Genomic DNA, 13669 nt, shown 5'->3' with positions numbered 1-13669 from the left:
CAATGGAAATTTTTTTCTTGGACGGCCGCTTCCTTTTCCTTTTTTAGGTGATTTACCGGTTTTAGATTCTATGTTCATACCTAAATTATATTTTTTAATTTTAATTTTTATTCAACGAATTACATATCTATTAAAAATTTTATTTGAACCGCAAATTTTTAAATATTCATATTCAAATGCTCTCTTGGAAATTTTATTATTCTTATAGTTTTCATACAAGTCAAATACTTGTAGTCACTCATTAATTTTTAATTGTCTACCCATAATTATCTCCTTTACTTAAAATGAAAAAAAAGGACTCAATTTTTTTTAATTTGAGTCCAATTTTTTTGTCCTAGTTTACAATGTTGTGCTTTTTTGATAAAAAAATTAGAATAAAATTTTGTGTTCTAGTTTTAAAAAACAAAGTATTTTAATTATTCAAGAACTTCTGTGTTCTTTGGCAAATGTCAAGGTTCCTTTTTATCAATGTGATCAATAAATAATTTTCCTTGAAGGTGGTCATATTCATGTTGCATAACTATTGCTACATAATTAATTACATCAAAAGTTTTAATTTTCTTTTCTTTATATGAATAAGCTTCAATAATAACTCTTGAGTATCTAGGAACATAACCTTCTTGGTGTAATATATTTTGATCTACACTAAGGCAACCCTCTCCTTCGCCTAATGCAGCTTTAGAATCTGAATGACCTTTCATTTTTGGATTTACTAATGCATCATCAAATATAATGTTTTCATTTTCATCTTTTACTAATATATAAAATATATTTTTTAATATTCCATATTGCACAGCGGCCACTCCAACAGCAGGTTGGAATTTAGTGTCTTTTTCTTGACTATTTTGGACATGAAACATCATTTTTTGTATTAATAAATCGTCTTCCTTTGTTAAAGGCAAAGGAACATTATCAGATTTTTTTCTTAAAACTTCATTTGGTAAAGTAACTAGTGTAACATCTTCAAATTTAAACATAATATAAGTATTATATATTTAAAATAATTAATTACAATATAATTTATTTAATGAACAATATTAAAATTAAAATTGCAGATAAGAAAAATTGAGATGCATGTTTTACTAATTGGAGTGATTATTAATGAATAACGAAATGTTCGAATTACTTAACATGGCTCAAAGTGACATTCTGGGTAAAAAACCATCTAAAAGATTTTCTATAAATTTAGTTGGTTGCATTCTCTGAATTTTATATTCAACATTACTAGCCATTGGAGGATTTTTACATTTTAATATTAAAATAAAAACGGAAGCTCATATTATGCTAGCAACTAACATTGTTATGGGATTTGCAACAGCAGCTATTATTATTTATGATATTATTTTTGTACTTAAAGTAATTTTACTTAAATTAATTTTAGCTTATCAAAATCTTAATCCATATCTTTTTATTAAGTGGGCTATTGTATATTATTTAATTACTTTTCAATATCAATATTATAAAGAGATAAAAAAAGAATATGAGTCACTAAGAATAAAAAATATCAGTGATAAAAATTATAAAAAATTTTTAAAATATTTTGATTTTTATAATCTACAAGAATTGAAAACTATTTACATAAATAACTTTGGAAATCAAAATAAGTCAATTAATAAATGCAATATTTTCCTTGCTTTAGTAAAAGATTATGAACAAAACCAAAATTGTAAGCTTTTAAATATTTTTTTATGTTTAAACACATTTACCAATATAACCAAATTTAGATCTGTAATCAAACAAAATAATATTCAAATAAATCTAAATCTTTTTAGTGAATATTTATATTCATTCACTAAACTATCAGACATTTTTAATATTAATAAAAAGCACAATACTAAAAAGTTTCTTATTGTTAATGAAATTAATATATTTTTAATAATATTAAATTATTTTTATTTTATTGCAATGACTATTTTAGCCATTTATCATGATTCACATGGTTTTTATGGGTTGAGAGTTTATAGAGTTTATTTAGATACAGATATATTACTTAAATATATTACTTTGTATTTATTATGGGCAATAATTTTAATCTTTAATTTAATAACTTTGGTTTATTCAATTAAGTATTTGAAAACAGTTAACAATAAAGTAGCATTAATAAAATACATTATTAGATTTACATTAATTTGATTAATGAATATTAGTTTAATATTAACACATGAATTTTTAGAAAATATAACAGATGAAGAACAACATAAATATATCGTTTATGTGGGCGTTATATATTACTTATTAGGCATAGTTCCATTTGCTTTATATGTTAGTTCTGTAGCTAATATAAGTGTAAATTGAATTCAAAATCATTTTATAAGTTCAAAAACTAATCAATTAAATTAAATTATTAAAATACTTTTTAAGTTTTAATGTTAGCGCTTTGATTTTTTGCATATTAAAACTTTTAGTATATAATATTTTATTATATTTAAATTTTTTAATAAGAGGAGCTTATAAAAAAATGACCCCACTGCCGTGAGCAAAATACTTAATCTATTCAATTATTTTAATTTTACTTTTAACTTTTAGTGCCATTTTTTCTTCATGTGAAACAGCATATACTTCAATTAATCCTTCAAAAATTGAGACTATGATTGATAATAAAGAAAAAGGCGCTAAGTTAATTAAAAAGCAACACATGTTCTTTAATAGAACAATTAGTACTATACTAATTGCTAATAATTTAGTTAACATTGCTTCTTCAGCATTATTTTCTTATTTATTAAGTACATTAATTCCTACTAATAAGTCTAACTTACAAGTTATTATTTCAACTTGCGTTTTAACTCCTATTATTGTTATATTTTCAGAAGTAGTTCCAAAGGTAGTTGCTAAAGCACACCCTGTTGGAGTTATTAAATCATTTTATTGATTCATTGAAATGCTTTATTGATTATTTATTCCTTTAACTTATCCTATTAGTAAGATCGGTAAAAAAATATATATTACTAATACCGAAGAAGAAGTTAAAAGCTTAATAGATATTGCTAAAGAAGAAGGGGTTCTAGAACAAGGAGAATCTACTATGGTTCAAAATGCTTTGGACCTAGATTCTGCTAAAGTTTCACAACATTTTATAAGATTGAAAAATGTTGATTATGTTAGTTGAAAATCTTCTATGCAAGAAGTTTTAGAAAAATTTAAGGAAACAAATTATTCAAGAATACCTATTGAAAAAGATGATAACTTAATTGGAATAGTACATTTAAAAGATATTTTTTATTTACAAAAAGGGAATATTCTTAACTATATAAAGACAGTTCCTACAGTTTCAGCAAATTCAATTTTATCTGTTGCACTAGAAAAAATGCGTGATTCAAGAGCGCAAATGGCTTTTGTTGTAAACAATAATAGCTCAGATAAAGTAATAGGAATTATTACTATTGAAGATATCATAGAAGAAATTGTTGGTGAAATTTATGATGAGTTTGATAATGATGAAACCATCTATGAAATTAGCTTAGAGAAGTGTAGAGCTAAGGGAAATGTTGAAATGAAGACTCTTTGAAAGCAATTAGAATTTGAAGATTTGTTTGATGACTTTGAACTTCCTGAAGAAGAAAAAGATATGACTTTATATGAATGATTTAAAAAACAGTTACAACATACACCAAGAAAAAATTCCAAATTTGATTACAAAGAAAAAATTTCTTTTAAATTAATTGAGAAAAAAACAACCAAAAATTCAAGTGATATTTTTGAAATTGATTGAGGAAATTAATTAAAAAATTCATTTTTTAATGAAATTAATATGCATAAAAATAGAACAAATGTGCTTCAAATAAGTTAATTTGTTCTATTTTTTTTTATTAATTAAATTACAAGCTTTTTATTTAAAAACCTTTATTTGTTTTAAATGATTAATTCTATGTATTTTGTAATTAAAAGCCTTAAAATGCATATAAATAGTGCTTATTCAAGCAAGAAAGTTTATTCAAACTATTAATAAATTAAATTAATATATTATTAAAAACTTTTTATCAATATATAATTTATAACATTATGAACAAAAAAACTGATATAAAATTAACCTTTAAACCTCAAGCATTTTTTATTGATCTAGATGGAACTGCTTTAGATTCTCACAAAGCAAAATTGCATATAAGTGATGAAAATTTAAATGCAATAAAATTAGTAAATAAAAAAATTCCTGTGATAATTTCAACAGGCAGAATTAATTCTAAGATTGTAGTAGAACTAATGCAAGAGTTTGGAAGCCCATATGCGATTTGTCAAAATGGTGGATTAATAATTGATAAGGAAAATAAGATTATTGCTAAATATCCAATTCCTAGTGATGAACTAGAAGGTGTTATTAATTTCTTAAAAGAAGAAAAAATGTTTATGATGTTTAATAGTGCTGCACCTATATATGGAAAAGCTTCAAGAATTAAATGAATCAAAATGTGATCTAGACATTCTTCTGTTTTACCTTATGAAGATATTCCAGTTCTTGAAGATGGTTGCACTAAAATCTTAGCTTTTGGTAAGTCAAAGAAAAACATGTTGAAGCTAAAAGAAATACTAATGCAAAAGCATATCAATGTTGCAATTGATATTATTGCAAAAGGATACGCTTATGAAATAACAAGTTCTAAAGCTTCCAAAGGTTTAGCTGATTCTTTTATTTCTAAGTTATTAAATGTAGATCCTAAATTAACTGTTCATTTAGGAGATTCAGGTAATGACGTCACAACCATACCATTTGTTGGCGAATTTATAGCAATGGCAAACTCTATAAAATTAATTAAAAAACAAGCTAAAGTTATTGGACCCCATTATAAAAAAGCTGGCCTTGGCAAATTGCTTCTTAAACTTAGTGGTATTGATAATAATGATTCAAACAAAAAGTAGCATTTTAAAAAGTGCTATTTTTTTATTAATAATTAAATAATCTAAAAAATAATGCTAGTGTTTAAAAAATAAATTATAATTATAGATATTTATTACTTATTAAAGTAATGTAGAAACAGAAACTAAATGCGTAAAAAAACCATTTTCTTAAGAATATTAATTTATATAGCTATATTTCTTTTATCTATTATAGTTACATTTTTTGCAATTAATATTATGCTAAAAAACCAAATTGCAAAAAACTTTTCAGTATCATCAAAAATAGATAAAAACTTGTTTTCTCGTTTTATAAAATGAATTGAAAACTTCTTTCAATATAATGGAGGCAAAATTTATAGTCATGAGTTAAGTATGACTAATCAATCAATTGCATCATTATATTTTGATCAATTTAAGTGAACCATTTTATTTACATTGCTAGTCTATTTACTTTCAGTAATACTAGGAACTACATTAGGTATAATTTCAGGTTTTAATTATAATAAAGCATTAGATCAAACATTAAGCTTTATTGTAATTTTTCTAGCAACCATTCCATTAATATTAATAGCAATTATTGCTTTGAGTATGTCTTATATATTTAAATATCCATCGCAATTTTTAAATTCTAAATATACATTTAGTTCTTTATTTGTACCCATTTTAATAACTTCCTTTGAAACTATTAGTATGGTTTTCTTAATTGCAAGAAAATCAACTAAGGAAACAATTACAACTGATTACTTTTTATTTGCAAAATCTTTAGGGTTTTCTAAGAAAGAATTAATTTTTAAAATAGTTTTAAAAAATGTTGTTATAAAACAACTTCAATCTTTAGTTTCATTTTATATAGTTCTATTTTCATCTTCGCTAGTTATAGAAAGAATCTTTTCAATTCCGGGACAAAGTTTATTTTTAACATTTGCTTTTAAATATGGAGAAATAGATTTAGTTTTATATTATTTTGTTATTTCACTTTTAATTTTGTTTAGTTCTAAAATAATTATTTCCTTTATTTTAGATTATATTAATCCAATCCAACAAACTCAAATTTTTAATGCTTCATTATTAAAAGTTAAAAAACCTAACAAAATATTAATTAAGAAAGGAGTTTCAAATGCATAATAACATAAATGAATCCCTTTTAAAGTTTGCAAGTAATAAGAAAAATGAAAGCATAGAAAGTGCACACTACATTTCAACAACAAAGTTATATTGAAAAAGATTCTTTTCTAAAAAGTCCAATATTTTTGCTTTAGCATTTTTTGGCATTGTTTTATTAACATTTTTAATTATGCTTGCATTTGTCAAATATTCTCCAACTAAACCACTTTCAAACATTAATTTTGTTAGAAACTTACCTATTGCAGCTAATTCTATAGTAATAAGAAGTTTTGAAAAAGGTAAAGAATTAGACTTTATAAGAGAAATTGCGAACTTAGAAAATTTAGATAGTTCGCAAATATTTCAAATATTTTATGATTCTGCTTTAGATAGTGGCGGCGAGCTTACTGTTACTAGTGATATTGTATTTTTACAATATAACCCATATGATTTTTTAAAGGCTTTAAGTAAATATACTGATCTTAAATTAAATATTAGGCCATTAATTTTAGGTTCTAATGCTAATGGTATTGATATTTATTCTAGAACATTAATATCTATGCTTTATACTTTTTCTGTTATTTTAATAGCCATCTTTATTAATTTATTTATAGGCTTTAGTTTAGGCGCATTGTATTCATTGAACTCAAATAAATGATATGCAAAATTAATTGATTCAGTTGCTAATATTTTGAACGCAATTCCTGAAGTAATTTGGATATTTGTATTTTCAATTTTTATTGGTACTAATTGATGACAAATATTAATAACATTAATTTTATGTTCTTGAACTCAATTTTACGAAATATCGAAACACGAAATTAATGAGCTTAAATCTGAAGAATTTATTTTAGCTAGTGAATCAATTGGTTTAAATAAAATTCAAATTGTATATAGACATTTATTTAAATTAGTTTTGCCGTCATTAATTATTTTGATAGGAAGCAGACTATCAACATTAATTTTATGTTTATCATCTTTAGCATTTCTTGAATTTTTATCTGAAACTAATAATTTAAATATAGGGACAATCTTTAAAGAAGCACTTTCATCATTAACTATTAATCCTTTTTATATTGTTACTACAACAATTTTGATTATTGGATTTTGTGCATCACTTAAATTATTTTACAATGCTTTATCTGCAACTTATAATCCACAAATTTAATAAATATCATCAAAGTTTATTTTTTTAAGTCCTTCTTTAGTAGCAACAGAATTTAGCAAGAATTTTAATTTATCTAATATAACTTGTCCACTATGTTGAAACTTAATATCATTTATTTTTATTTCTATTGTATTTGATTTAAATAAATTAAGTTTGTCAATAATAACTTTTCTATTACCTTGTCAATTTATATTATTAGTATTATTAATAATATATTGATCTAATTTTTCTAAGTCACTTATTAGTTGACTGCCTTCAGTATTTAATTCCTTTAAAAGACGGTCATGTCATAAAGAAAGTTCATAAGTTAAATTAATAATTGCATGAGAGTGAGTATGCGAATTTTTATTGATTTTTAAATCTATTTTATCCAAATCTTCTTTTTTAGTTATTTTTTTTGAATTAAATAAATGAGCAACAACAAATTTTCAAACTGAAATTAAACCTTCTTGCAATTTTTCTAAAGGTATATCTTTTTTATTTAAACGGTCATCAATGATTTTTAAATTTGAAGTAAATTGTTTGCTATTAAAAGCTAAATTAGTGTCAGCTAAAACAGCCTCAACATCGGCAAAAATTAAATCATAGTTATTTAATGCAAGACCTAAATTTTTTGCTTCTTTATATTCTTTATCAGTTGAAGGGAATCAATTTTTTAAAAATTCTTTATATTCATTAAAATTAGCATTAGCTTGATTTTCGAATTTTAAATTACCATTTAAAAGACTTTTTAATATTTCATAATTTCTTTTTAAAGGTTGTCATTCCTTTTTGTATGCAAAATATTCTGTTTTTAAATTTGCAAACAAATTAGACATATCATTGGTATATAAATCATAAATATTTTTAGCAATTTGAGAATTATAAGTTATTTTTTCTGCTTTATTATCATCATTTGAAATATTATCGTCAATTTTTTCATAGTCTTCTGCTTTACATGAACTTGTTAAAATTGTTGGTAAAAAAGCAGGTATCAAACTAAAAGTTAATAAAGTTTTCTTAAATATTTTTTTCATATTAATTACCTTCACCCTCAACTATTTTTTCGATTGTTACAGTTTTACTATCTTTAGAATAATCATAGCCCTTAAATCCATTTCAATATAAAAATATTGATGCTAATGTTTTTTCACCCTTAGATTTAAATTTGTAATCTACTTTATCTTCAAAAGTAACAAACTTGAGTTTAAGATATACTCTTCCGAAATCATATGGCAAATCTAAAACTTCAATATCAATTCTTTTTATGCCACTGTATACTTTTCCTGCATTAGTTTCTAAAGAATATGAAAGCAAATAATTATTGATAAATGAATTTAACATTTGTATTTGAAATGAATCAGTATTTAAAAAACCAGCTTCATATGAGCTTCTTATGTCATTATTTCAATAAATTAATTCATCATTAAATTTACTAAATGCTTTATTTAGTAGCTTATAAAAAGCAACACTTTGATAAACCTTATTTATTTCGTTTTGATCTATTACTTCATTTGTTTTAAAAATTTTAGTATTAAAAAAATCTGTTAATTTTATACCATTAGGAATAGGACTAATGCCATCTTTGTAATTATAAAAGTTTGCAGTGTCACTTTCTAAATCTTTACCATATACATTTTTTAATATTTGTCCTTTCATTTTATGCCCGTGGTCATCAAAGTTAGAACTAATTCAAACATAGTTTTTCTTGGTTCCATCTTTTTTAATTACTTCAACTATTGCTTTGAATAGTTGGTTTGTTCCTAAATAATTAGTAAAGTCAAAACGCACTATTCTATATTTAAGATCTTCATCTTTTTTATTTTCAGGGATATTAATACTAAATACATTTTTATTTACTAAATAATTAAATAAATACATTATCCCTTTGGTTGATCAATATTCAAAAGATGCTGCGCCGCCTTTTATAAATTCATTAATATTATCAATTATGTTCATATATTTTCCACCATTAATTTCTAACAATGGGTTGGGAATATATTCATTAAATAAAGGATATTCTTCTTGTAGGCCTTGATAGCCTACACCAAATTTTTTGGTGCTTTTATAATTTCTAAAACCATTAATGTAATATGTAATATTACTTTTAGTTTTATCCATTATCGATTTACCTTCAAAATTAATAATATCTTTTATTTTAAAAGGTACATATGAACTTTCTCCTGTAAGCGAAAGTTTTTCTTCTAAAGTTCAATCTAAAATTAAATCTTTAATACCATAATTAAATTTGTTTAAATAAAGTATTAAATTATTTTTAAATTCTTCTCTTTGATTTTTATATTCATCTTGAAGTCATGTCGAAGCTTGAATGTATTCAGGATTTCACATAATATTTTTTAATACATTTTTATCTTTTGCATTAACTTTTCTTCTTGTGTTTAATAAATAGTAATTACTTTTGAAATCATTTATTACTTTGAAAATTACAGTTTGCATGTCTTCAAAATATGTATTGTCACCTTTAATATAGTCCTTATTATTTTTTTCAATTAGTTGTAATAATCATTCATCATTAAATCCATTAGCTAAATCAACTGAATCGAAACTATGTTCTACAAGTGCATCATTTACATTAGCAAAACTTTTAATATCAGTATTTGCAATATAGTAAGTATTGAAATTATTTAATTCTTGTTTTCAAAAATTACTTAATGTAAAATCTGGTTTATATATTACATTTTTATTTTTATAAGTTAAATGCATGTTTCCATTAATAACAGAAGCATTTTCATAATAAATTCTTTTGTTATGTTTTTTAAAATAAAAAATTTTGTATTGATTATGAAAATTAGCAAGCTGAAAAATATTTAATCTACTTAAATAATTTCTAGAAATTTTAGAGATATCTAAATAAGTTTCTTTTTTATTGCAACTTACAAGAGAAATACCAAAAGTAGGAACAGAAATTCCTAGTGTCAAAAAATATAGTAATTTTGGTTTATTATTTTTGTGCATTTTATTTTAAATATATTATAATTAATTTGAACATTTAAATGCAAAATAAATAAAAAAATTGCTTTGACAATTTTGTAGAAAGTAACAATGTTTTTTAATGTTGAAAAATTTAATAACAATTTTGAATTAACAATTTTTGTTAATCTTTTAATTTATTCACTAATATTATTTTCAGTACCATTACTTTTTATGGGGCTTTTATCATGCTTTAAAATTAAGATTAATAAAAAAGCAACCATATATATGTATGCATTTTCTACTGGAATGTTTTTAATAATCGGAGCAGCTGGTTTTATTAAAGAAGGATACATAGGCCTTGAAACTTGATTCCATGATTCAAGTGCTATAGGTGGATATCAATATACTGGTGGAAATGTTAGAATTGAGCAAGCGTTTATTGCTATTATAGTTTTAGTAACAGCTTTTTTAGGTTTAGGAATAGTTATTTTAAGTAAATACTTAATTGCTAAAAAATCTAAGAATGTTGAATTACATAAAGATCATGCAGAACATGGACACTCAGATCATATTATTTCATTTAATGATATTGATAACCCTAAGGCCGCTTGAGTTGCAATTCTTATGATGCTAAGTCATAGAATTATTGATGGCTTAGTTTTAGGTATATCAGTTTATCAACTTACTGCTAATGGAATAAATAAAGCTAACTTAGGTTTAATTATTACTTTTAATATTCACTTACTTTTAGAAGTAGTTTTAATTTATTATAGACAATTACAATATGGAGAAAAGAAAGGTAAAGCTATTTTATTTAATTTTGTAACTTTACTTTTAATAGTTCCAATAATGTTTATCGGAGCATTTTTAGGTAAATATATAAATAAAGTTGGTTGATTAATGCCTTCTTGAGAAATTTTTGGTGGTGTTATCATTGTCTTTATGGCTATTGTTGAATTAGTACCTGAATTTATTCACTTTAGAAATGAAGATAGAAAAACTATATTTACTACTTTAACTTTATTAGCTCTAGGAATTATTTTAACCTTAATAATGTTAAGTTTCCATACGCATAGTCAAGTGTCAAGCTCAATTAAATTTGATCCTAATTTAAAAATATTAAAGGAGGATATTAAACTATGAAAAAGATTTCATTTTTAACCTTATCTTCTTTAATCTTGGGTTGTGTTCCAACAATTTTAGTATCATGCACTAATGACTATAATAAAGATCATGATAACTTTATTATTAAAAGAAATTCTTCGAATAAAGCCGGCAATTTTGCTTATGCTTATCCTTTAAATTACAATAGTGACCTTTCAGAAATTAATTTAGCATCAGCTGCAAAGTTAATTAGATTAAGCAGCCAAAATCAGCCTAAAATTGATTTTAGGGATAATATTACAACAATTCCAACAGAACTTTGATATGAACTAGAACATTGTGAATCTATTACTATTAAACTTAATAAAGATGATCCAGGTATTATTTTTAATAATAATAGTATTAAAAAAGTAATTTATGGTTCGGCAGGTTCTGAAAGTGATATTTTATACCCTACACCAGATAAAGGAAATGGATTTTATAGCCCTTATTTATTTGTTGATTCAAGTAAAGCTAGATCAATAAATTCCAAAAATTTTTTTAATGCTTTAAAAAATGCTTATTCTATAACATTAAAAATTAATTCAGGAAGCAATCTAAAAAATTATTGAATAAATAATTTAGGTTCTAGTTTTATAGATAATAAACAATATCCAATTACTATGCGTGATTTTCGTTTGGGTTTGATAAGATCTAGATTTAAAAATAAAAACTTTAGAGACAAATTTATTCAAGACAATCCGCTGTATAAGAATTTAATAAATAAAGAATTAAGTAATTATGATGAATTAAATCCATATTTTAATGGTGAAGATATTGATGACTTTTTTGATTTTTATAATATAGACAAAAGTGTCCTAGAACCCGAGTCATTAAATGATGTAAATGAAAATGTTTTAGAGGAAATAACTTTTAAATCTAATAGTAATTTACCAATAGATATGACTGATTTTTATAAAAAAATTCTTATCTATTCAAATATAATGGATGCTTTACCATATGATTATTTAACTTTAAAATACGGTGATGATTTATTTGATTACAATAAAGGCTTTAATTGATTTTATGAATATGGAAAAACGTTTGATAAAACATTATTTTGTTCATATTATTATGTAACTTCTAACAATCAATACGAAACAAAATTATATAGAAATATTAATTATCAAACTAAGTTTACTTTTTGACAAAACCAAAGACATTTAAATGAAGTTATATATAAATATAATCCCTTACCAATAGCCAATGAAACTTTTGGATTACAAATGTTTAATGCCTTTAAGCAAAATATTGTTTCAACAGTTGATTTAAATTTATTAACTAAGAGCCAACGTGATGAAATATTTAGTAATTATGCTAATTATAATATTAGTTTTACAAAAACATTTTCGAAAAATTGTGCTCCAAGTAAAATTATTTTAAATAATTTTCCTAAAGGAAAAAATTTACATTTTAATAATCATTTTGCCAACCTTTACTATGGTCTAGAAAACTTTGATGAAAACTATGATTTAAAAAATAATCTTAATACTAAAACTATTTTATTTAAGAATTTAATAAATCAAGTTATAAATCAATATGGAATTATTGATATCTTAAATAATAATAATGAAGTTTGAGTTTCTCAGGCGCCAGTAGATTTATTAATTAATAGTTTAAATAAAAATGAAAATACAAATTATAGTAGTTTAAGAGATGCAATTCAAAATCTAAATTCAGTAATTGATTTACAAAATGGTGGCAAAATTTTGTTCCCATATATTAATAAAGAAAAAACTATTAATAATGAAAATATATTTAATATTAAAGAAAAATTAAAAGCTGCAAATTTTTCAAATATTAAAGAGAATTTATCAAACATTATTGAAGAATATTTTAAATATAAAATTAAAAGTAATATTGTTTGAGAAATTCCTATCTTATCTGACAATTTAAATAGTGACCAAAAAGAAGCAATAAAAGTAATTGAAGACATTTTTGCTGAAATTCACCCATTACTAAAAGCTAAAGTTAAATATATTGACAACTATGATTTGTATTATGAATATTTTAAAAAAGACGCATCTATTTATAAAGAACAAAGTTTAGATATTAAACAAGATAGTGCACTTTTCTTTATTAAAGAAATGTTATTGAATAATAATTGTGAATCTTTATCTTATATCATTCACTTAGTAAAATCATTGCAAGTAACAAACGAAAAAGTTTATAAAGAATGTAAATCATTGATTAAGGAAATTCAAGATGCTGACTTAATACTATATAACATGCTTTATAATAAAAAAGTTAATGATTTAATTACTAAGGAAGATCAAACTAAAATTAAAAATATATTGAACAACTATTTTAATAGAATTCAAATTAGTACAGAACAAATAATTCATTTAGTTAATGAAATTAATAATATCTTTTCATTAACAATATCATTTGAAAATAATATAGATAATAGTACATATTCAAAAGTTATATATCAAAAATTTATTGTTAAACCACTTACCTATAATGGGCTAAGTTATTTACAAGATGTTTTAATTAAGGGTAGTACGTAGA

Annotated in this window: 10 protein-coding genes and 1 pseudogene; 7 read left to right on the top strand and 4 right to left on the bottom strand. The window is 23.0% G+C overall.

All coding sequences use genetic code 4. The features are described from left to right. A pseudogene (locus F795_RS06600) lies at positions 1 to 264 on the bottom strand (IS3 family transposase); the annotation flags it as partial. Between the two features lie 152 nt (positions 265 to 416). Next, positions 417 to 977 carry a peptide deformylase gene (def, locus tag F795_RS0101915; RefSeq protein ID WP_022936047.1) on the bottom strand — a complete coding sequence of 187 codons (561 nt, stop codon included), beginning with the start codon at positions 975 to 977 and terminating at the stop codon, positions 417 to 419. A gap of 124 nt (positions 978 to 1101) precedes the next feature. On the opposite strand from def, the gene F795_RS0101910 reads away from it, so the two are divergent. The 5 genes from F795_RS0101910 to F795_RS0101890 all read left to right on the top strand — a co-directional run bounded on the left by F795_RS0101910 (position 1102) and on the right by F795_RS0101890 (position 7102). Further along, positions 1102 to 2340, top strand: coding sequence for a hypothetical protein (locus F795_RS0101910; RefSeq protein WP_129619150.1), 1239 nt, complete (start codon positions 1102 to 1104; stop codon positions 2338 to 2340). A 118-nt stretch (positions 2341 to 2458) separates the two neighbouring features. Beyond that, positions 2459 to 3718: a CNNM domain-containing protein gene (locus tag F795_RS0101905; RefSeq protein WP_022936045.1), complete on the top strand. Its 1260-nt coding sequence runs from the start codon at positions 2459 to 2461 to the stop codon at positions 3716 to 3718. Positions 3719 to 3999: 281 nt separating this feature from the next. Continuing rightward, positions 4000 to 4851 carry an HAD hydrolase family protein gene (locus tag F795_RS0101900; RefSeq protein ID WP_022936044.1) on the top strand — a complete coding sequence of 284 codons (852 nt, stop codon included), beginning with the start codon at positions 4000 to 4002 and terminating at the stop codon, positions 4849 to 4851. A 126-nt stretch (positions 4852 to 4977) separates the two neighbouring features. Further along, entirely contained in the window at positions 4978 to 5955 is a 978-nt protein-coding gene (locus F795_RS0101895) for an ABC transporter permease subunit (RefSeq protein ID WP_022936043.1), read from the top strand. Then, on the top strand, positions 5948 to 7102 hold the full coding sequence (locus tag F795_RS0101890) for an ABC transporter permease subunit (RefSeq protein ID WP_022936042.1): 1155 nt from the start codon (positions 5948 to 5950) through the stop codon (positions 7100 to 7102). The genes F795_RS0101895 and F795_RS0101890 overlap by 8 nt, the downstream gene beginning before the upstream one ends. Here the strand turns inward: F795_RS0101890 and F795_RS06595 are convergent. Together F795_RS06595 and F795_RS06590 are read right to left on the bottom strand one after the other, a co-directional pair. Next, on the bottom strand, positions 7099 to 8118 hold the full coding sequence (locus tag F795_RS06595; protein ID WP_022936041.1) for an HxHSH motif-containing lipoprotein: 1020 nt from the start codon (positions 8116 to 8118) through the stop codon (positions 7099 to 7101). The genes F795_RS0101890 and F795_RS06595 overlap by 4 nt on opposite strands. Position 8119: 1 nt before the next feature. Then, on the bottom strand, positions 8120 to 10057 hold the full coding sequence (locus F795_RS06590) for an MAG3240 family lipoprotein (protein ID WP_022936040.1): 1938 nt from the start codon (positions 10055 to 10057) through the stop codon (positions 8120 to 8122). Positions 10058 to 10144: 87 nt separating this feature from the next. On the opposite strand from F795_RS06590, the gene F795_RS06585 reads away from it, so the two are divergent. After that, complete coding sequence (locus F795_RS06585; RefSeq protein WP_022936039.1) at positions 10145 to 11176, top strand: ZIP family transporter; 1032 nt, start codon at positions 10145 to 10147, stop codon at positions 11174 to 11176. Next, positions 11155 to 13668 carry an OppA family ABC transporter substrate-binding lipoprotein gene (locus F795_RS06580; RefSeq protein WP_022936038.1) on the top strand — a complete coding sequence of 838 codons (2514 nt, stop codon included), beginning with the start codon at positions 11155 to 11157 and terminating at the stop codon, positions 13666 to 13668. Before F795_RS06585 ends, F795_RS06580 begins: the two co-directional genes overlap by 22 nt. The last annotated feature ends 1 nt before the right edge of the window (position 13669 follow it).

Origin of the sequence: Metamycoplasma orale ATCC 23714, assembly GCF_000420105.1 — a bacterium.
In the GTDB taxonomy this organism is placed as follows: domain Bacteria; phylum Bacillota_I; class Bacilli_A; order Mycoplasmatales; family Metamycoplasmataceae; genus Metamycoplasma; species Metamycoplasma orale.
The sequence above is the reverse complement of the archived record's forward strand: the minus strand, read 5'-3'. Positions and strand labels throughout refer to the sequence as shown.